Origin of the sequence: Pseudosporangium ferrugineum (assembly GCF_003002065.1) — a bacterium.
Classification (GTDB): domain Bacteria; phylum Actinomycetota; class Actinomycetes; order Mycobacteriales; family Micromonosporaceae; genus Actinoplanes; species Actinoplanes ferrugineus_A.
Genome location: NZ_PVZG01000006.1, coordinates 105,481 through 125,604, shown reverse-complemented (window position 1 = coordinate 125,604; position 20,124 = coordinate 105,481). Strand labels below are relative to the sequence as shown.

The 20,124-nt window shown below is 72.6% G+C and carries 17 protein-coding genes; 10 read left to right on the top strand and 7 right to left on the bottom strand.

The features are described 5' to 3' along the window. Window positions 1–32 precede the first annotated feature (32 nt). Together CLV70_RS14665 and CLV70_RS14660 are read left to right on the top strand one after the other, a co-directional pair. Window positions 33–3,074 carry a DEAD/DEAH box helicase gene (locus CLV70_RS14665; RefSeq protein ID WP_106127036.1) on the top strand — a complete coding sequence of 1,014 codons (3,042 nt, stop codon included), beginning with the start codon at window positions 33–35 and terminating at the stop codon, window positions 3,072–3,074. A gap of 1 nt (window position 3,075) precedes the next feature. Then, window positions 3,076–3,903: an SWIM zinc finger family protein gene (locus tag CLV70_RS14660; RefSeq protein ID WP_106127035.1), complete on the top strand. Its 828-nt coding sequence runs from the start codon at window positions 3,076–3,078 to the stop codon at window positions 3,901–3,903. A 210-nt stretch (window positions 3,904–4,113) separates the two neighbouring features. Here CLV70_RS14660 and CLV70_RS14655 read toward each other — a convergent pair whose 3' ends face one another. Beyond that, a complete protein-coding gene (locus tag CLV70_RS14655; RefSeq protein ID WP_106127034.1) occupies window positions 4,114–5,709 on the bottom strand; it encodes a beta-1,3-glucanase family protein in 1,596 nt (531 codons plus the stop codon). Window positions 5,710–6,173: 464 nt separating this feature from the next. Here CLV70_RS14655 and CLV70_RS14650 point away from each other — a divergent pair, with 464 nt between their 5' ends. Together CLV70_RS14650 and CLV70_RS14645 are read left to right on the top strand one after the other, a co-directional pair. Continuing rightward, on the top strand, window positions 6,174–7,130 hold the full coding sequence (locus tag CLV70_RS14650) for an aldo/keto reductase (protein ID WP_245908230.1): 957 nt from the start codon (window positions 6,174–6,176) through the stop codon (window positions 7,128–7,130). A 458-nt stretch (window positions 7,131–7,588) separates the two neighbouring features. Beyond that, on the top strand, window positions 7,589–8,554 hold the full coding sequence (locus tag CLV70_RS14645; RefSeq protein ID WP_106127276.1) for an alpha-hydroxy-acid oxidizing protein: 966 nt from the start codon (window positions 7,589–7,591) through the stop codon (window positions 8,552–8,554). Between the two features lie 86 nt (window positions 8,555–8,640). On the opposite strand, the gene CLV70_RS14640 is transcribed toward CLV70_RS14645, so the two are convergent. Both CLV70_RS14640 and CLV70_RS14635 read right to left on the bottom strand, forming a co-directional pair. Beyond that, window positions 8,641–10,149 (bottom strand): COG1361 family protein, encoded by a 1,509-nt coding sequence (locus CLV70_RS14640; protein WP_106127032.1) that lies wholly within the window; start codon window positions 10,147–10,149, stop codon window positions 8,641–8,643. An 83-nt stretch (window positions 10,150–10,232) separates the two neighbouring features. After that, window positions 10,233–11,087: a menaquinone biosynthetic enzyme MqnA/MqnD family protein gene (locus CLV70_RS14635; protein WP_106127031.1), complete on the bottom strand. Its 855-nt coding sequence runs from the start codon at window positions 11,085–11,087 to the stop codon at window positions 10,233–10,235. 342 nt (window positions 11,088–11,429) lie between these two features. Here CLV70_RS14635 and CLV70_RS14625 point away from each other — a divergent pair, with 342 nt between their 5' ends. Beyond that, window positions 11,430–13,454, top strand: coding sequence for a HelD family protein (locus tag CLV70_RS14625; RefSeq protein WP_106127030.1), 2,025 nt, complete (start codon window positions 11,430–11,432; stop codon window positions 13,452–13,454). On the opposite strand, the gene CLV70_RS14620 is transcribed toward CLV70_RS14625, so the two are convergent. Continuing rightward, window positions 13,451–13,873 (bottom strand): GNAT family N-acetyltransferase, encoded by a 423-nt coding sequence (locus CLV70_RS14620; RefSeq protein WP_106127029.1) that lies wholly within the window; start codon window positions 13,871–13,873, stop codon window positions 13,451–13,453. The two genes, CLV70_RS14625 and CLV70_RS14620, sit on opposite strands and share 4 nt — an antisense overlap. Window positions 13,874–13,949: 76 nt before the next feature. Between CLV70_RS14620 and CLV70_RS14615 the strand changes: the two genes are divergently transcribed. Genes CLV70_RS14615 through CLV70_RS14595 form a run of 5 tightly spaced genes read left to right on the top strand, consistent with a single transcriptional unit; the run spans window position 13,950 to window position 17,353 of the window. Next, window positions 13,950–14,576: a transporter gene (locus CLV70_RS14615; protein WP_245908229.1), complete on the top strand. Its 627-nt coding sequence runs from the start codon at window positions 13,950–13,952 to the stop codon at window positions 14,574–14,576. Beyond that, window positions 14,573–14,929 carry a winged helix-turn-helix domain-containing protein gene (locus CLV70_RS14610; protein ID WP_106127027.1) on the top strand — a complete coding sequence of 119 codons (357 nt, stop codon included), beginning with the start codon at window positions 14,573–14,575 and terminating at the stop codon, window positions 14,927–14,929. The genes CLV70_RS14615 and CLV70_RS14610 overlap by 4 nt, the downstream gene beginning before the upstream one ends. After that, a complete protein-coding gene (locus CLV70_RS14605; protein ID WP_106127026.1) occupies window positions 14,926–15,789 on the top strand; it encodes an ABC transporter ATP-binding protein in 864 nt (287 codons plus the stop codon). The genes CLV70_RS14610 and CLV70_RS14605 overlap by 4 nt, the downstream gene beginning before the upstream one ends. Before the next feature lie 9 nt (window positions 15,790–15,798). After that, a complete protein-coding gene (locus CLV70_RS14600) occupies window positions 15,799–16,539 on the top strand; it encodes an ABC transporter permease (RefSeq protein ID WP_245908228.1) in 741 nt (246 codons plus the stop codon). Window positions 16,540–16,591: 52 nt separating this feature from the next. Then, entirely contained in the window at window positions 16,592–17,353 is a 762-nt protein-coding gene (locus tag CLV70_RS14595; protein ID WP_106127025.1) for a VOC family protein, read from the top strand. Here CLV70_RS14595 and CLV70_RS14590 read toward each other — a convergent pair. The 3 genes from CLV70_RS14590 to CLV70_RS14580 are packed head-to-tail and all read right to left on the bottom strand — an operon-like array spanning window position 17,343 to window position 20,105. Further along, window positions 17,343–18,107 (bottom strand): ABC transporter ATP-binding protein, encoded by a 765-nt coding sequence (locus tag CLV70_RS14590; protein ID WP_106127024.1) that lies wholly within the window; start codon window positions 18,105–18,107, stop codon window positions 17,343–17,345. The two genes, CLV70_RS14595 and CLV70_RS14590, sit on opposite strands and share 11 nt — an antisense overlap. Beyond that, a complete protein-coding gene (locus tag CLV70_RS14585; RefSeq protein WP_106127023.1) occupies window positions 18,104–19,219 on the bottom strand; it encodes a FecCD family ABC transporter permease in 1,116 nt (371 codons plus the stop codon). The genes CLV70_RS14590 and CLV70_RS14585 overlap by 4 nt, the downstream gene beginning before the upstream one ends. After that, a complete protein-coding gene (locus CLV70_RS14580; RefSeq protein WP_106127022.1) occupies window positions 19,194–20,105 on the bottom strand; it encodes an ABC transporter substrate-binding protein in 912 nt (303 codons plus the stop codon). The genes CLV70_RS14585 and CLV70_RS14580 overlap by 26 nt, the downstream gene beginning before the upstream one ends. Window positions 20,106–20,124 lie beyond the last annotated feature (19 nt).

The window sequence follows — 20,124 nt, the reverse complement described above, 5'->3', positions numbered from 1 at the left end:
GTCTCCATGGGTCGATCGGAATCGGAGTCGCAGTGCTCGTCGTACATGGCGTCTGGATCGCCGGTGAGTCAGCGCCGGGGCGGCTCGCTCTCTGGGCGGAGGATCCCGCCCTTCCCCTGACCTCCTCGGGACGGGCGCGCCGCCGTCCCCACCCCTTCGCCGCCGGCGCTTCCGCGCTCTCCGCGGCGTTGACCGGCTCCTCCGACGACGTCCGGGAGGCGCTGGCCAAGGCCGAGGAGGCCACCCTGGCCCTCCGGCTGCCCGGCGCCGCGAAGGGCCCGCTGCCGTCCCCGGAGACGGGCAGCGAAGCGCCCGCGCGGGGGCTGCGGCTGGCGGAATGGGAGACCCCGGCCCTGGTGCTTCCGGGCGACCGGGCGCTGACCGCCCTGGGCGCGCTGGCCGAGCCCGACCCGGACGGGCCGTGGGCCGCCGCGGCATCGCTGCGCTATCTGTCGCTGCTCGCCGGTCACGCCTGCGACCTGGCCCGCCGGGGCCGGATGCTGCCGCAGCTCGTGACCGAGGCGGGAGTGCCGGCGGCACGGTGGCGCCCGGTGCTGACCGGCTCGGACGCCGCGGCGTTCCGCGACTTCGCCGAGGCCATGCCGCCGGTCTGCCGCGCTTCGGCGCTCCCCGAGGCCGGCGCCGCGCGCACCCTTCGCGACGCCCTGAACGCCCTGCTCGACGCCGCCGCCCGCGCCGTCATGCCCGAGCGGCTCCTGGCCGGGACACGCCCCGGGCCGCGGGCCGACCTGTCCGACCGCTGGATCGCCGCTCTCACGGCCGTCGACCCCGCCCTTCCTGGGGCCGGGACCGCCGCCGTCGCCGAGCTGTCCCACCCGCTCGAGGCGTGGCTGGCCGCGGCGCACGAGGCGAACGGGCCGGTGCGGGTGAGCTTCCGGCTCGTGGAGCCGGAGCCCGGCGAGGACGACTGGGCGCTGGACTTCGCGCTGCAGTCGGCCGACGATCCGAGCCTCTACCTGCCCGCCGACGACCTCTGGGACGGCGGCCGGCTCCCGGGCCTCGCCGCGCGTCCCGACGAGACCTTGCTCGCCGGGCTGGGGCGCGCGTTCCGGCTCTTCCCGTCGCTGCACGCGGCTCTGCTCGAGGCCGAGCCCGCCGGCATGACGCTGACCACCGCCGAGGCGCACGAGTTCCTGCGGCAGGCGGCACCCCTGCTCCAGGCCGCCGGGTTCGGCGTGCAACTGCCGGCGTGGGCGGGCCGCAAGGCCGTCGGGCTCAAGCTCACCACCCGCACCAAGGCCACTTCGCCGTCGGGCAGGGCGGCCGCGGATTCGGGGTTCGGGCTCGAGGAGCTCGTCGACTTCCGCATCGACCTCGTCATCGGGGACGGCACGGTCAGCGCCGAGGAGCTGGCCGAGCTGGCGCGCCTGAAGGTGCCGCTCGTGCGGGTGCGCGGCCAATGGGTGGAGCTCGACGAGCGGCAGCTCAAGGCGGCGCTGAAGGCGGTGAACCGGCGGCGCGAGGGCGAGGTCACCGCCGGGGAGGTGCTGCAACAGGTGGTCGACGGCGGCGACGAGGACCTTCCCCTGGTCGAGGTGGACGCTGACGGCCGCCTCGGAGACCTGATCTCCGGCAACGCCGCCGAGCGGCTGACGCCCGTGCCGACGCCGGCGGGGTTCCAGGGTGTGCTCAGGCCGTACCAGGAAAGGGGTCTGTCGTGGCTCTTCTTCCTGGCGGAGCTGGGCCTCGGGGGCATCCTGGCGGACGACATGGGCCTCGGCAAGACGGCACAGACGTTGTCGCTCCTGCTCACCGAGCGCGCCGAGGGGCGTCAGCCGGCGCCGACCCTGCTCGTCTGCCCCATGTCGCTGGTCAGCAACTGGCAGAAGGAGGCGGCCCGGTTCGCGCCCAGCCTGCGGGTTCACGTGCATCACGGGGGCGCCCGCAAGCGCGACGACGAGTTCCTGGCCGCGGTGCGCGACGCCGATGTGGTCATCACGACCTACGGGACGGCGTTGCGTGACCTCGGTGCACTGCGCACCGTCCAATGGGGACGCGTGGTGTGCGACGAGGCGCAGGCGATCAAGAACAGCGGGACGCGACAGGCACAGGCCGTGCGGGCGATTCCCGCGCGCACGCGTCTCGCCCTGACCGGCACGCCGGTGGAGAACCACCTCGCCGAGCTCTGGTCCATCATGGAGTTCACGAATCCCGGGCTGCTCGGGCCGGCGAAACGGTTCCGCAAGCGGTTCCAGGAGCCGATCGAGGTGCGCGGAGACGCCGATGCCACGGCCGCCCTCAAGCGCGCCACCGGCCCGTTCGTGCTGCGCCGGCTCAAGACCGACAAGTCGATCATCTCGGATCTGCCGGAGAAGAACGAGATGAAGGTGTGGTGCACGCTGACCGCCGAGCAGGCGACGCTCTATCAGGCAGTGGTCGAGGACATGATGGCGGTCATCGAGAGCACCGAGGGGATCCAGCGGCGCGGCAACGTGATCGCGGCCATGACCAAGCTGAAGCAGGTCTGCAACCATCCCACCCACCTGCTCAAGGACGGCTCCCGCCTGCCCGGCCGGTCCGGCAAGCTCGCCCGCCTGGAGGAGCTGACCGAGGAGATCGTCGAGGACGGCGACAAGGCGCTGATCTTCACGCAGTACGCGGAGTTCGGCGCCATGCTCCAGCCCTACCTCGCCGCGCACCTCGATCGCCCGGTGCTGTGGCTCCACGGAGGACTGTCGAAGCTCAAACGCGACGAGCTCGTCGAGCGCTTCCAGAACGACCCGGAGCCGATGCTGTTCCTGCTGTCCCTCAAGGCCGCCGGCACCGGCCTCAACCTCACGGCCGCCAACCATGTCATCCATGTCGACCGCTGGTGGAATCCGGCGGTCGAGGACCAGGCAACCGACCGCGCATTCCGCATCGGACAGTCCCGCAACGTCCAGGTCCGCAAGTTCATCTGCACCGGCACCCTGGAGGAGAAGATCGACGCCATGATCGAGCGTAAGAAGGCGCTGGCGTCCACAGTGGTCGGCACCGGTGAGGACTGGGTGACGGATCTGACGACCGGTCAGCTGCGCGAGCTGTTCTCGCTCGACCCGGCGGCGGTGAGCTGACATGCCCGTCGACCCCGAGGGACGCTGGTTCGAGACGAGCGGGCCGATCCGCGTCGACGGCGGCATCGCCGTGCGGGCCAAGCGCGGGAAGATCGGCGAGCAGTGGTGGTCCCGGCGTTTCGTCGACATCCTCGAACGCACCTGCGATCCGGGCCGCCTCGCCCGGGGCCGGGCCTACGCCCGCAAGGGCCAGGTCATCGACTTCACCCTCGAGCCGGGAAGCGTCGGCGGGCGCGTGCAGGGCTCCCGCCCGGCGCCGTACGCGGTGACGATCACGATTCCGGCCTACGACGACTCCCAGTGGGCCGTGGCCCTGTCCGCCCTGGGATCACAGGCGTTGTACCGTGCGGCGCTGCTGGCGGGCGAGATGCCGCACGAGATCGTCGAGCTCTTCGACGAGCTGGACCTGCCGCTCTTCCCGCCGGACCTCGACATGCGGTGCTCGTGCCCGGACTGGGGTGTGCCCTGCAAGCACGTGTCGGCGGTGCTCTACGTGCTCGCCGAAGCCTTCGACGACGACCCGTTCCTGGTGCTCGCCTGGCGCGGCCGCAACCGCGACGAGGTCCTCGCCGCCCTCCGCGGCCTCCCGGAACCCACCGACACCGTCGACCCGCTCGCCATCGAGGAACAGCCCCTCGACAGCCGCCTCACCGACTTCTACACCCCGTCCATCTCCCTGAGCCGGCTCCGCGAACGCCCCGCCCGCCTCACCACCCCACCGGAACTCCTCCTCCGCGTCCTGGATCCACCCCCGATCCGGGTACGCCACATCCCGCTCGCGGACATCCTCCGCCCGGCCTACCGCGACCTCGCCGACCCCGCGCCCTGACGGACAGACGCGGAGGGCCCGCGTTGCCGCGCGGACCCTCCGTCGTTCTCAGTTGCTCAGCCTTGGCTGCTCAGCTCTGGCTGCTCAGCTCTGGCTGCTCAGCTCTGGCTGCTCAGCTCTGGCTGCTCAGCTCTGGCTGCTCAGCTCTGGCTGCTCAGCTCTGGCTGCTCAGCTCTGGCTGCTCAGCTCTGGCTGCTCAGCTCTGGCTGCTCAGCCCTTGTGCCACTTCTGGTTCGCCGAGCCGGCACAGTCCCACAGTTGCAGCCGGGCTCCGTCGTTCCCGTTCCAGTCCTTGATGTCCACGCACCGGTTCGACTGGGGGTTGACCAGGTCTCCCGCGCCGGACAGGACGAACTGCTGGGCGCCCGTTCCGTTGCAGGTGTACAGCTGGATCGGGGCGCCGTTCGCGGTGGAGCCGGCCGCCACGTCCATGCACTTACCGCCGGCCTGGAGGGTGCCGTTGGTGAAGGTCCACTTCTGGGCGTTGGTGTTGTTGCAGGTCCACATCTGCAACGGCGCGCTGTCGACGAAGTTGGAGTTGGGGACGTCGATGCACTTGCCGTTCCAGTCGCTGATCACCGGGACGCCGCCGGTCGGGTTGGTGGGGCCGCCGCCCGCGCCGAACGGGGTGAGGATCACGCTGGCGGAGCGGGGGTCGCCGCTGTGGACCAGCGACTCGAACGCGCCGACATCGTCGAAGGCGAACGTGTACGCCCGGCCGTCGACCATGTTCTGGTGAATGATCTTGCCGTACTGGTTGGCCGGGTTGTTCTGGTAGAACTGGGCGGCGTTGGTGCTGGGCTGGGTGTCGACGGTGCCCAGCGTGCCCCGGTTCAGGGCCGCGCAGAGCGAACGCGAGATCGGGCCCACCACCAGATCGTTCGGGGCCGGCAGGTCACCGTCGCAGCCCCACACCGACGAGGACGACGGCTTGTTGAACGACGCGACCTGCGCGCCGGCCGAGTTGGTGAAGCGCATGACGTTGCCGGACGTACGCCCGAAGTACTTGGTGTTGGGTTGGTCGAGGAACGGCGTCACCGTCAGGGTCTTCGAGGTGTACGCGTTCCACGCCGAGTTGATGTACGAGTCGTAGTAGTTCGCGCTGAACAGCCCGGCCCCGGCCGCCTTGCCCGGCGCCAGGACGCGCAGGACCGTGCCGTCCGAGCGGGTGACGACCGTGTTCGCCCAGCCCGCCTGGCCCCTGATCGCGTTGATGACCTTGTTGCGGCCGTCGCTGACCAGGTCGCCCGTACGCGTGGTGACGCCGTTGGAGCCGGTGGCCGTGACCGCGTGGGGGACGGCGAGCATGTCCACCTGCGTACTGTTCAGCCAGAGCCCGTCGTTGTTGTAGGTGAACTCGCTCCAGTCGAACAAGATGTTCTGGTTGGGGTCGCCACCCGCCCACGGCGCCGGCTGGACGAAACCGTCCGGCGTGAGGAAGAGCTTCAGCTTCTCGCCGAACGAGAAGTAGAGGCGGCCGGAGAAGCCCCGCGGGAACTGGACGGTCGTGCTCCCACCGTTGCCGGGCCCACCGATGGAGGCGTCCGGCGCGGGCGACGGCGGAATGTTACCGGCGGGCCAGGGGACGAAGGTACCGCTCTGGTTGGCGTAGCCGAGCTGCCCGGTGACGAGGCTCTTGCCGATGACGTACAGGTAGACCGCGTCGCCGCGGCCGGTGTTGTTGGTGACGGTGACCGGAAGCCGGTCCGGGCCGACCGCCTGAGCGGGGGACGCGGCCGAGACTGCCACAGGCACGGCGACCGCGAGTGCGGCTAGTGCATGCAAGAGCTTTCTTCTGGTACGCACGGTGACTCCTTGAGGACGAAGCGGGGACGGAGCGGCACGGGCGGTACTGGGGGAATCCCGCGGCGGCCCGGACGGGACCACAACGGGAGCGGCTCACCGAGCCCTGAGGAGGAGCCTGAGAGCGCTCTCACAGCATCAAATGGTTAACTTCCTGTGTCAATAGACAACAGCTGATGCATAAGCCGGGCAGTCCAGCTGAACCCTCCCCAGAACGGGGCCAAACGCCGTGAGTCCGGAGGGTGGGGAGCGCGCTACGAAGCGGGGCGGGGCGGGGCGGCGGCGCAGAGCCGCGTGGAGCGGGCGGCGCGGAGCCGCGTGGGGCGGGCGGCGCAGAGCCGCGCGGCGATCCATGCGCGCTCGCCGCGCGGTTGGACGTTTTCCACAATCCGGGGAACAGCGCGCGGGCAAACGCGTGGTGTGGACAGCCGTCCCTGCCTCGGATCTCCGCGGCATAGGGTCGGGGCATGAGTCAGATGAGCTACCGCCGCCTCGGCACGTCCGGCCTGGTTGTTTCCGTTGTCGGCATCGGCTGCAACAACTTCGGCAGGAAGCTGGATCTCGACGGCACCCGGGCCGTCGTCGACGCTGCGATCGATGCCGGGATCACGCTTTTCGACACCGCCGACATCTACGGTACGCCGCACGGGAGTTCCGAGGAGTGCCTCGGGACCGCGCTCAAGGGCCGGCGGGACGAGGTGGTGCTCGCGACCAAGTTCGGCATGGACATGGAGGGGCTGAACGGCAACGACTTCGGTGCCCGGGGGTCTCGGCGCTACATCGTGCGGGCCGCCGAGGCGTCGTTGCGGAGGCTCGGGACTGACTACATCGACCTCTACCAGATGCACGAGCCCGATCCGGCCACCCCGATCGAGGAGACCCTGAGCGCCCTCGATGATCTCGTGCGTAGCGGCAAGGTGCGCTACCTGGGCAACTCCAACTTCGCCGGGTGGCAGATCGCCGACGCCGACTGGACCGCGCGGACCGCCGGGCACACCCCGTTCATCAGTGCGCAGAACCAGTACAGCCTGCTGCATCGGGGGGTGGAGGCGGAGGTGGTGCCCGCGTGCGAGACGTTCGGCCTCGGCTTGCTGCCGTTCTTCCCGCTGGACAGCGGCCTGTTGAGCGGCAAGTACCAGCGCGGCCGGAAGCCCGCCGAGGGAACGCGGCTCGCCACCGAGCGACACAAGCGGTGGTTCGACGGCGCCGACTGGGACAGGATCGAGGCGCTGACGGCGTACGGGAAGGAGCGGGGCCGGTCCCTGCTCGAGGTGGCGATCGCGGGTCTGGCCGCGCGACCGGCGGTGACCAGCGTGATCGCCGGCGCGACGACGCCGGAGCAGGTGCGCGCCAACGTCGCGGCGGGCGCCTGGGAACTGACCGCCGACGACATCGCCGCCCTCGACGACATCCTGGCCGGCTAGGCAAGGACGGGGCGCGGGCGCAGGGCGCAGGGCGCGGGCCACAGGGCGCGGGGCGCAAGGCGCGGGGCGCGGGGCAGGGCACAAGGCGCGGGGCGCGGGGCAGGGCACAAGGCGCAGGGCGCGGGGGCGCGGGGCGCAAGGCGCGGGGCCGCCGGGCCGCAGGGCGCGGGGCGCAGGGCGCAGAAGCCGACCAGCCGGCGGCCCGAGCGCCACAAGCCCCGCCGGGCAGGGGGCCGCACGGCGGCACGGCGGGGTCGCCGTGCAGTACAGCGGCAGGGCGGGTGGGGCCGCACGGCCGCACGGCCGGTCGTGCATTAGGGCCGGCCGCGCAGCACGACCGGCCGCGCAGCACGACCGGCAGGGCAGCACGGCCGGCGGGGCCGACAGGTCCGGCGGGGAGCAAGACGGACAGAGCGGGCGGTCGGGCCGCGCGGGTGCTGGGGGGATGAGGAGTGGGGATGGATCTCGAGGAGAAGGCGAAGGCCGTCCTGCCGCCGGCGGTTTTCGACTACTACCGGGCCGGGGCCGGCGAGGGGATCAGCCGGGACGAGGCTTCGGCCGCGTGGCTTCGGTGGCGGTTCCGGCCGCGGCTCTTCCAGGATGTTTCCCGGGTGAGTACCGAGACCACGCTTTTGGGTACGCGTCTTGCCGCGCCCGTGATCGTGGGGCCGACCGCGTTGCACACGCTGGCGCATGCGGAGGGGGAGGTTGCCACGGCTCGGGGGGTGGCGGCGGCCGGGTCGTTGCTGGTGCATTCGTCGCGGGCCGGGCGGGACATCGAGTCGGAGCGGTGGTGGTTCCAGGCCTATGTGTTGCGGGACCGGTCGTTGACCGAGGCTCAGGTGCGCGACGCCGTCGCGAGGGGGGCGTCCGCCGTCGTGCTGACCGCGGATGCTCCCTATGTGTATCGCAGTGCGGTGCCGGAGGCCGGTAGCGCCGCCCCGGAGAACCGGCCCGTCGAGCGGCGGCAGGATCCCGCGCTGGGGCCGGACGCGATCGGGTGGCTGGCGGGGATTTCCGGGCTGCCCGTGCTGGTCAAGGGGGTGCTGCGGGCGGAGGATGCGGTCGCTGCCGTGGAGGCGGGGGCGGCGGGCGTGGTCGTCTCGAACCATGGGGGACGCCAGCTGGATCGGGCGGTTGCCTCGGCCGATGCTCTCGGGGCGGTGGCTGAGGCCGTCGCGGGGCGGGTTCCGGTGCTGGTGGACGGGGGTGTTCGCAACGGTGCCGACGTGCTGACCGCGCTGGCCCTGGGGGCTCGGGCCGTGCTGATCGGGCGGCCCGTGTTGTGGGCGTTGGCCACGGGCGGTGCTGAGGGCGTACGGGAGCTGCTGGATCTTTATCGGGAGGACCTTGCCCGGACGATGGAGCAGGCCGGGGTTCCCGAGGTGGGGGCCGTGGACGGGACGCTGCTGAGCGACAGGTGAGGGCCGTGGACGGGACGCCGCTGAGCGACGTCTCGTCGAGGCCTGCGCCCACACGCTCGCGTGCGGGGACGGCGTCCCGGTAGGGGTTACGCGGTGCGGCGGCGGGTGGTGACGACGGCGAACACGCCCGCGGCCAGGAGCAGCGCGCCGCCGGTGGCCAGCAGGGACGTCGGGGCGCCGGTGACGGGGAGGCCGCCGCCCGCGCCGCCGGAGGTCAGCTTCACCTCGATCTTGGCGATGTCGTTGGACCGCTTCGGGTCCTGCGGGCCGCCGTCGACGGTGACCGAGCCGGCGGGTGAAGCGGCGGTGATCCTGCCGGTGAAGGAGAAGAGCGCCTGCTCGCCGCGCTTCAGGTTCTGGACGGCGATGCAGAGGTAGTCGCGGCCGCTCACCTGGCCGCCGTCGAGGTCGCCGCCAATCGACAGGTCGTCCTCGGCCGGGATGCAGTCCCGGTCGACCTTCGTCAGCTCGACGCCGGCGGGGATGGTCACCTCGGAGAAGGACACCCAGCCCTGGAGCGGGCCGAAGGTCGCCGCCGGGCCGTCGTTGCGGACGCCGACCTTCACCGTACGGGTGTCGCCGATCGCGCCGGCGAAGGTCGCACCGACCGCGACGCTGTCCGCCGGGTTCTTGGACACCTTGACGAAGAAGGAGGTGACGTTGTCCCAGGGGTTCAGCTCGCCGCCGGCGGCCGAGGCGGAACGCTGCTTGCCGGCCGGCACGAGCTTGAGCGGGGACTTGCCGGCCGGGGCCCGCTTGGCGGCGGCGAGGGCGCCGAGCTCGGAGCCCTCCTCGAGGCCGGTGGCGATCGCGCCCATGAAGTAGTCCGCCGGGCCGGGGGCGTCCGCGGCGACCTTGACCTTCAGCGGCGTGGCCGCGGAGACGGTGAAGACCTCGTCCGGCCCGAGCGGCTGGTCGAAGGCGCAGGCGACGCCGAACAGCTCGTCGATGGTGAAGCAGTTGCTGTACGTGTTCGGGAAGCTCAGGAACGGCTCCCCGGCGAGGATGACGGCGACGCCGTCCTGGGTCTCGTTGCCCGCGTTGCGCACCGTGATCGGCAGCGTGGCGGAGCCGCCGGGCGCCAGCTTCACGTCCTTGATGCCGGCCAGCTCCAGGTCGACGCCCTTGTCCGTACGCAGCACCGAGAACGGCGCGGCGCTGATCGGGTCGCCGCCGGGGCCGCGGACCGCGATGGACAGCGTCTCGCCCAGCTCCGGCAGCCCCGCGGTCGGCGTGACCGTGAACTTGAACGACTTGTCCGCGCCGGGCGCGAGGTCGCCGACGGCACACGCGTCCACGGTGCAGCCCTGCGGGGCGGTGAGGCCGACGGCGGCCGGAACCGGCGCGCCGTTGTCGTCGGTGAACCGGACGGACAGGCCCTCGGCCGGCTCCTCGCCCACGTTGACGACCTGGAACTCCACCGTCTTCGACCGGCCGTCGAGGGTGACGATGCGGTCCGGGATGAAGACCTCGACCTCGGGGAACGCCGGCTCCGGAGCGGCGTGCGCGGGAGCCGCCGCGCCGATCGTCGTGAGGCCGGCGACGGCCACGGGCAGGGCCAGCCGGCCGAGGAGGGTGTGCAGGCGCATGGTCACCGTTTCAGTGATCAAGGGTGAGAGGCCCGCGAAGACTAGGGGACCACCCGGCGCCCGCGCCACCCTCCGGCGCGCAAAGCGGGCTATACCTGGGCGAAGATCGGACCGTCGGCCGGCAGCGGCGGCGCCTCGCCCCGCTCGGCGGCCCGGCGGGCGAACTCGCGCACCCCGGCGACCTGCCGTTCTCCCAGCGAGAAGTCGAGCGCCCGGAAGTACGTGGCGAGGGTTTCGGCGTCGAACGGCTCCCAGCGGGCGGCCGCCCCGGCGACCTCGTCGAGCTCGCCCAGGCACAGGTCACGGGAGCGCTGGAACGCCTCGTGGACCTCCTTGACCATGCCCGGCTGGGCGGCGGCGAAGTCCTTGCGGACCGCCCAGACGGCGAAGACCATCGGCAGCCCGGTCCACTCCTTCCACGCCTCGGCCAGGTCGGTCACCTCGAGGCCGAGCGCGGGGGCCTCGTAGAGGGCGCGCAGGGCCGGGTCGCCGATCAGCACACCGGCGTCCGCCTCCAGCAGCATCTGGTTGAGCTCCGGCGGGCAGCGGAAGTATTCGGGGTCGGCGCCGTACCGGTCGGCGAGCAGCATCTGGGCGAGCAGCACGCCGGTGCGCGACGTCGAGCCGAGCGCGACCGGGCGCCCGTCGAGCTCGGCGAGGGGCCGGGTGGAGACGAGGTTGACCGAGAGCACCGGGCCGTCGCTGCCGACCGCGAGGTTGGGCAGGAGCAGCAGCTCGTCGGCGTGCCGGAGGTATTCGACCAGCGAGATCGGGCCGATGTCCAGGTCGCCCGCGACGAGGGCGGCGTTGAGCCGGTCCGGGGTGTCCTTGTAGAGGTCGACGTCGAGCAGCGCGCCGGAACGCATCAGGCCCCAGTAGATGGGCAGGCAGTTGAGGAACTGGATGTGCCCGACCCGGGGGCGCTGGACTGCGTCGTCGCTCATGCCCCGACGCTATCCCCGGCGGGCACGGTAGGTGGCGTCCGTACGGGGGCGCAGCGAGCTATCTCACGTCCGGCCCGGCGTACGGGCACCGCGCAACGCGCCACCGCGACCAGGCCCGCCAGCCGGGCGGCGGCGACCAGCACAGCCATCCCTGGAGGATCCCGCGTTAATTCGGTCGTGGGGCGCGGGGCCACGGCGTACCCTGGTGGGCTCGCCCGCGGGGACCGCGCGCTTTCTTCACCGGGCACAGCCGACACCGCACCCAGACCCACCGCACCTCGACGGAGCGCCGGGCGGCCCAGGTCAGCCGAACCACACCACCGACGCCGAAAGGTTCCTCGGATGACGCTGCCTGCCCCCCTCGATCTCGACGACGACCTGGCCGCGGAGCGCCGGCATCTCGCCGACTCCCGCGCCGCCCTGGGCCGGATGCGCGGCCGGGCCGAGTCGCTCTTCTCCTCCTCCGCCGACGTCGCCGGCGACTCCTTCGCCGCGGAGACGCTCGGCCGGACCCTGTCGCGGCGGGTCGCCGAGCTGGCCGACGACCCGTCCACCCCGCTGTTCTTCGGCAAGCTGGCGATCGAGGAGGCGGCGTACCACATCGGGCGGCGGCACGTCACCGACGACGCCGGGGAGCCGATGGTGCTCGACTGGCGGGCGCCGCTGTCGCAGTCGTTCTACCGGGCCAGCGTGCGGGACCCGCAGGGCGTGTCGACGCGGCGGCGGTTCGGGTTCGTCCGGGGCGAGCTGACCAGCTTCGAGGACGAGCACCTGGACCGCGGCGAGGAGCTCGGCACGAGCAGCCGGATCCTGACCGCCGAGATCGAGCGGCCGCGCGTGGGCCCGATGCGGGACATCGTCGCGACCATCCAGCCGGAGCAGGACGAGCTGGTCCGGGCCGAGCTCGACCAGTCGATCTGCGTGCAGGGCGCGCCCGGGACCGGCAAGACCGCGGTGGGGCTGCACCGGGCCGCCTACCTCCTGTACGTGCACCGCGAACGGCTCCGGCGCTCCGGCGTGCTGATCGTGGGCCCGAACACCGCGTTCCTCTCGTACATCTCGGCGGTGCTGCCGGCGCTGGGCGAGGTGGAGGTGCAGCAGTCCACGGTGGACGAGCTGATCGCCCGCGTGCCGGTGAAGGGCCGGGACACCGACGCGGCGGTGCTGCTCAAGCACGACGTACGGATGGCCGCCGTGATCCGCCGCGCGGTGTGGGACCGGCTGGTCAAGCCCACCGAGCCGATCATGGTGTCGGACGGCTCGTACCGGTGGCGCATCGACGCGGAACCGCTGCGCCGGATCGTCGACGAGGCGCGACGCGAGGGTCTCCCGTACACGGTGGGCCGGGATCGGGTCCTGGCCCGGGTGGTCGGGCTGTTGCAGCGCCAGTCGGAGTACCGGACCGGCAACTCGCCGTCCGAGGGCTGGCTGCGCCGGATGGCCAAGGTCGCGCCGGTGCGGGAGTTCCTCGACCGGGCGTGGCCGGCGCTCACCCCTGAGGCCGTCGTCGTATCGCTGCTGACCGACGCGGAGTTGCTGGCCCGGTCGGCCGAGGGTGTGCTCAGCGCCGGGGAACAGGCGGCGCTGCTGTGGGAGAAGGCGCCGAAGTCCGTGAAGTCGGCCCGGTTCAGCGCCGCCGACCTGCTGCTCCTCGACGAGGCGGCCGGCGTGCTGGAGCGCGAGTCGAGCTTCGGGCACGTGGTGGTGGACGAGGCTCAGGATCTCTCCCCGATGCAGGCGCGGGCGATCGCGCGGCGCAGCGAGCACGGTTCGATCACGCTGCTGGGCGACCTCGCGCAGGGCACCGCGCCCTGGGCCGCCGCGCACTGGAAGGACACCCTGGCGCACCTGGGCAAGCCGGACGCGGCCGTGGTGCCGCTGACCGTCGGCTTCCGCGTACCGGCGGCGGTCGTGGCCCTGGCCAACCGCCTGCTGCCGGCGCTCGGCGTGGACGTGCCCGAGGCGGTTTCCCTGCGCCGCGACGGCGACCTGGCGATCGTGGCGCTGGCCGACGCGGCCGAGGTGGACGCCGCGACGCTGGTGGAGGTGACGGCGGCGCTGGAGCACGAGGGTTCGGTGGCGGTCATCGCGGCGGACCCGGCGGTCGAGCGCCTGCGCCGGCACCTCGCCGCGGCCGGCCTGGAGGCCGCGACCCCGGACGACGTCGATTCCGGGGCGCGCGTCACGGTGGTGCCCGCCACGATCGTCAAGGGCCTCGAGTACGACCATGTCATCGTCGTCGAGCCCGCGGAGATCGTGGCCGCCGAGCCGCGCGGCCTGCACCGGCTGTACGTGGTGCTCACCCGCGCGGTCTCCCGCCTCTCGGTGATCCACTCGGCGCCGCTCCCCGAGGCGCTCGCCGGCTAGAACTGCTTGATCCAGCGGGACCAGTCGTCCTGGCGGCGGTAGCCGCGGGCCGCCCAGATGGCGTGGGCGGCCTCGTTGTCGTCGAGGACCATGGCGTCCATGCGGGTGCCGCCGAGGGCACGGCAGCGCTGCTCCGCGGCGTCGACCAGGGCCCGGCCGATGCCCGCGCGGCGCCGGGCGGGCGCGACGGCGAGGCGGTAGAGGTGGCAGCGCCAGCCGTCCCAGCCGGCGATGACCGTGCCGACGATCTCGTCGCCGTCGAGGGCGAGGATGAGCGCGTCCGGGTCGCGCAGGTGCAGCGCCGCGACGGCGGCCGGGGTGTCGGCGGGGCGGCTCGCGTTCTCCGCGGCGGTGAGCCAGAAGCGCAGGACGGCACCCAGTTCGCGCGACTCGGCGGCCCGCAGCACGACTTCCCCCATGGTCGGCGATGCTAGCGGAATCCCCGTCAACTTTATGGCACAAACTTCTTTGACTTTGTGCGGTAAAGTTCTTTGCATGACCGAAGACCAGCCCCCGCTCGACCCGGCCGAGTCCCTGCGGATCATCCAGCGGGAGCGCGCCGCCACCGTCCGCCGGATCATGCCCGACCCGCGCCTGCTCCTGTGGCCGTGGGGCGTCGCGTGGCTCCTCGGCTTCACGGTGTTCTTCCTGCGCTACGGCCCGGACGACCGGGTCTACGTCGCCATGCCCCGGTGGCTGCCCAGCGTGGTGCTGCTCGCGCTGATGTTCGCCGCGGGCCTCATCAGCGGCATCGTCGGCGCCCGCGCCTCCCGCCAGGTCACCGGCCTGACCGCCCGCCAGGGCACGATGTACGGGCTGACCTGGGCCTTCGCCTTCTCCGGCATGATCACGGTGCTGAGCCGGCTCGGCGACCAGCTCCCCGACGGCCTCGCCAACCTGATCTGGGCCGGCAGCCTCACCGGCCTCACCGGGGCGCTGCACATGGCCGGCGGCGCCGTCTGGAACGACCGCTCGATGTTCTTCCTCGGCGCCTTCCTCAGCGTCGTCAACGCGGTGGGCGTCATTCTCGGGCCGGGCTGGCACGCGCTGGTCGTGGCCGTCCTCGGCGGCGGCGGGATGCTCGTCGCCGGGCTCGTGTCGTGGCTGCGGATGCCGCGATGAGCGACGCCCTCCCCGAGCTCGACCCGGTCATCCACGCCCAGGCCCGGCTGCGGGTGGTCTCCTCGCTGTCCACCCTGCGCGAGGGCGACAGCATCTCCTTCCCCCGCCTCCAGGACATCCTGCGGATGACCGCCGGGAACCTCTCCGTCCACCTGCGCAAGCTCGAGGACGCCGGGTACGTCGAGGTGGTCAAGACCCATCAGGGCCGCACCCCGGCCACGCTCGTGCACCTGACCCGCCGCGGCCGGCTCGCCTTCGACGACTACACCGCCGCCCTCCAGGCCCTGCTGACACCCCGCACCGATCCGCCATCCGGCGCCGCGAAACCGCCCCGCACCGAGGAGCCGACGTGATACTCGCCCGCGCCACGGACGTCAGCCGGCGGTACGGCGCCGTGCTCGCCCTCGACCACCTCGACCTCGACGTGCACGCCGGGGAGCTCGTCGGGCTCCTCGGGCCGAACGGGGCCGGCAAGAGCACGCTGGTCAACCTGCTGACGGGCGTACGGAGGCCGAGCACCGGGCGGGTGGAGCTGTGCGGCGGCGACCCGCGCGACCCGGCCACCCGGCGGGTGCTCGGCGTGACGCCGCAGGAGACCGGGCTGCCGTCCGCGCTGCGGGTCGGCGAGGTCGTCGACTTCGTCCGGGCGCACTTCCCCGACCCGCTGGGCAAGCGCGAGTTGCTCGCCCGGTTCGGCCTGGAGGAGCTGGAACGGCGCCAGACCGGCGGGCTCTCCGGCGGGCAGAAGCGGCGGGTGGCGGTGGCGCTCGCCTTCGCCGGGAGGCCGCGCATCGTGTTCCTCGACGAGCCGACGACGGGGCTGGACGTCGCCGCGCGCCACGCGCTGTGGGACGGCGTCCGCGCGTTCCACGCCGACGGCGGCACGGTGGTGCTGACCAGCCACTACCTGGAGGAGGTCGAGGCGCTGGCGAGCCGGGTCGTGGTCATCGACGGCGGCCGGGTGCTCGCCGACGACACCGTCGCCGCCGTACGCGGACTCGTCGCGATCCGCCGGGTGAGCGTGACCGCGGCCGTACCGATGCCCGATCTGCCGGGTGTGGTCGGCACCGAACGCGAGGGTGACCGGACCCACCTGCTGACGCCGGACGCGGACCGCCTGGTCCGCGACCTGATCGCCCGCGACGTGCCGTTCCGCGACCTGGAGGTCCGGCCCACGTCGCTCGAGGAAGCCTTCCTCACCCTCACCGCCTGAAGGAGCGCCGTGACAGCCCTCGCCCTCACCCACGCCCGGTTCCAGCTGATCGAGACGGTGCGCATCCCGATGGCGCTGATCGGGAGCGCGTTCTTCCCGGCCGCGTCGATGATCTTCTTCGTGGTGCCGTTCGTCGGCTCCGACCGCACGTACTCGACCTACGCGACCGCGTCGATGGTGACGTTTGTGGTGATGACGTCCAACCTCTTCCAGTACGGCATCGGCGTCGCCGAGGACCGAGCCCAGCCCTGGGACCCGTACGCGAGAACCCTCCCGGCCGGTGCCGCACCGCGCTTCGCCGGCCGCATCCTCGCCGGGCTCGTCCTGATGGTGGTGTCGCTGCTCCCGGTCGTGCTGATCGCGGCGGTGGCGACGGAGGCGACCGTCGGCGCCGGAGCCTTCCTGGCCGCCCTGGGTGTGGTGGTGGTCACCGCGGTGCCGTTCACGCTGATGGGGCTGGCGATCGGCTACTCGCTGCCGGCCAAGGCCGCGATCGTCGTCGCGCAGGTGCTGTTCTTCCCGCTGGCGTTCGGCGGCGGGCTGATGACCGCGCCGGGCGGCGCGCCCGGATTCGTCGAGGCCATCGCCCCCTACCTGCCCACGGGCGCCGCCGTACGCCTCATGTGGGCGGCCGTCGGCGACTTCGGTGTGCAGCCCGCCTCGGTGGCCGCCCTGGTGGCGTGGACCGTGGCCTTCGCCGGGGTGGCCGCATGGGCCTATCGCCGCGACGAGGGTCGGCGGTTCAGTTGAACTTCCGACTGAGAGATCTCGAAGCTCGCACCGGGGTGCAACGATCCACCCCATGACCGATCCGACGCCCGGCCTCCCCAACTGGGTGGATCTGGGAACAGCGGACCTGGCGGACGCGACCCGCTTCTACACGCGGCTCTTCGGCTGGGAGGCCGACGTGTCCGGCGAGGAGTACGGCGGGTACACCACGTTCCGCCTCGACGGCCGGGCCGCGGCGGGGGCCGGACCGCTGTTCGGCGAGGGCCAGCCGACGGCGTGGAGCACGTACGTCTCCACCGACGACGCCGACGCGGTGGCGGCCCGGGTCGAGGCGGCCGGCGGCAAGGTGCTGGTGGCGCCGTTCGACGTCATGTACCAGGGCCGGATGGCGGCCTTCCTGGACCAGGCCGGCGCCGCGTTCAGCGTGTGGCAGCCCGGCACCATGAAGGGCGCCGACATCTTCGACGTGCCCGGCTCCCTGGCCTGGAGCGAGCTCGTCACCCGCGACGTCGACGGCTCGGCCGCCTTCTACGGCGCGGTGTTCGGCTGGGTGGCACGGGAGATGTGGGTGCGCGGCATGCCGTACCTCGTCTGGGAGCTGGCCGGCGAGACGGTCGCGGGTATGCAGGTCATGGACGAGACCTGGCCGCAGGACCTGCCGCCGCACTGGATGATCTACTTCGCGGCCGACGACTGCGACGACACGGCGGCCCACGCGCAGTCCCTCGGCGGCCGGGTCGCCCGGGCGCCGTCGGACTCGCCCATCGGCCGTTACGCGGTGCTCGAGGACCCCCAGGGCGGCCTGTTCTCCGTCCTGCACAACCTCACCGTCTGACCGGGACCACCAGTGGGCCGTCCTCGCCGTCGATCACCCGCACCCGCACCCGGTAGTGCTCGGCCAGCAGCTCCTCGGTGAGCACGTCGCGCGCGGCGCCCTTCGCGACCACCCGCCCGCCGGCCAGCAGGACCAGGCGGTCGGCGTACCCGCCGGCGGTCGAGAGGTCGTGCATGGTGGCGAGGACCGTCAGCCCCCGCTCGGCGCGCAACCGGTCCACGAGGTCGAGCACCTCCTGCTGATGACCGATGTCGAGGGCGCTGGTCGGCTCGTCCAGCAGCAGGATCCGGGCGCCCTGGGCCAGCGCCCGGGCCAGGAAGACCCGCTGCCGTTCGCCGCCGGAGAGGGTGTCCAGCCGCCGCTGACCGAACGGGCCCAGGTCGAGCGCGTCGAGGACCTCGCCGGCCACCGCCAGGTCGGCGGCGGACTCGCGGCCGAGCGCCGGGATGTAGGGCGTGCGCCCGAGCAGCACATAGTCGTAGACGAGCATCCCCGGCGGCACGACCGGCGACTGCGCGACCGTCGCGAGCGTCCGGGCCCGCTCGCGGCGCGGCATCCGCTCCAGCGTGGTGTCGCCCAGGACGACCGTTCCCTCGTACGCGACGAGCCCGCCGACCGCCCGCAGTAGGGTCGACTTGCCGGCGCCGTTCGGCCCGATGATCGTGACCCATTCGCCGTCGGCCACGTCGAGGTCCACGCCGTCGACGATCAGCGCGCCGCCGAGGCGTACGCGCAGCCCCCGTACGCCGATCATGTCCTGGTCCTGCGCAGGACGACGGCGAAGAACGGCGCGCCGAAGAACGCGGTCACCACGCCGATCGGGATCTCGGCCGGGCTCGCCGCGGTCCGCGCCACCAGGTCGGTCAGCGCCAGGAAGGCCCCGCCGTAGAGCACCGACAGCGGCAGGATCGACCGGTAACTCGGCCCGGCCAGCAACCGCAGCGTGTGCGGCACGATGATGCCGACGAAGCCGATCAGGCCGGAGACGGACACGGCCGCGGCGGTGCCCAGGGACGCGGCGACCACCAGCAGGTAGCGGCTCCGCTGCGGATGCAACCCGAGGCTGGTCGCCTCCTCGTCACCCACGGTCAGCACGTCCAGCTCCCGCCGGTGGGCGAGGACGATCAGACCGGTCACGATCGCGTACGGCAACACGATCAGCACGTCGTGCCAGCCGGCGGTGGCGAGGCGGCCGAGCAGCCACGCGTACACCTCCCGCATGGACTCGGTGTGCCGCTGCATCAGGAACGTCTGGGCCGCGGACAGGAACGCGGAAACGGCCACTCCCGACAGGATCAAGGTCGCGGGGGTACGGGCCCGCCCACCGGCCCCGCCGAGCAAGCAGGTGAGCACGACGGCGCCGACCGCACCCACGAAAGCAGCGACGGGTACGCCGATGGGCAGGTTCGCGGTGACATCGCCGGTGCCGCCGCGGAACGCGATCACCGCGGTCACGCCCAGCCCGGCGCCGGCCGCGACGCCCAGCAGATGCGGATCGGCGAGCGGGTTCCGGAACACGCCCTGGTACGCCGCGCCCGCCACCGCCAGCAGCGCCCCGACCAGCAGCCCGAGCACGACCCGGGGCAGGCGCAGCTCGGTGACGATGGCGGCTTCGCGCTCGGTCAGGCCGCTGTGCACCCGTACGCCCGGAAGCAGGTTGAGCAACTCGGCGGCGACCCGGACGGGCGGCAGCGTGACCGGCCCGAACGCGACGCCGGCGACGAGCGCGACGGCCACGGCGAGGACGCCCCCGGCCAGCCAGGCGACCCCCAACCCGGCCGGCCTCGGGCGCTCGGCCTTTCCGGGCTCGCGTTCGACCTTTCCGGGTACGGCTGTCGCGCTATGCGCGGGCCTTGGCCACCGCATCCGCCACCGCCTGGACCAGGTCGACGACCCGCGGACCCCAGCGGGAGGCGATGTCGTCGTCGAGCGCCACGATCTGGTTGTTCTTGACCGCGGTCACCCCGGCCCACCCCTTGCGCGCCTTCACCGTCTCCGGCGACTGGGCGCAGCACTTGCTGTCCGCCAGGAACACCATGTCCGGGTCGGCGGCGATCAACTTCTCCGGCGACAGCTGCGGATACGCGGTCTTCGCCCCATCGGCGATGTTGGTCAGCCCGAACCGCGCGAAGATCGACCCGACGAAGGTCTGCGACGTGACGGTGTAGAACGTCGGATCAAGCTCGTAGTAGTACGTCAGCGGCGCCGACCGGGCCGGCACCCCGCCCACGATCTTGTCGATCTGGGTCCGCATCCGCTCGTTCAGCGCCGCCGCCTCCGCCGGGTGGCCGGTCAGGGTGCCGAGCTGACCGATCTGGGCGTACGTGTCGTCGAGCGTCCCCGCGGCCCGGGCCAGCAGCACGGGAACCTTCAACTTCGTGAGCTGGTCCACGATCTTGTTCAGATCGTCGGAGAGCACCACCAGATCCGGGTTCTTCGCGGCGATCGCCTCGGCGTTCGGCTTGAACCCGGACAGATCGGTCCGCGGCGCCTCAGCCGGGAAGGTCGACTGGTCATCCACGGCCACCACCTGCGACCCGGCACCGATCGCGAACAGCATCTCGGTGGCGGTAGGAGCCAGCGACACGATCCGCTCGGGCCGCCGCTCCAGCGTGACCCCACCCGCCGTGGCCGGGAAGGCGGCACCGCTAGCCCCCGGGGCCGGCCGGTCGTCCCCGCCCGAATCCCCACCGCAGCCGCCCCCGAGCAACAACGCGGTCACCGCGATCGCGGCCGTCAACACCCGTCTCATCCTGGTCCTCCTGTCGGGC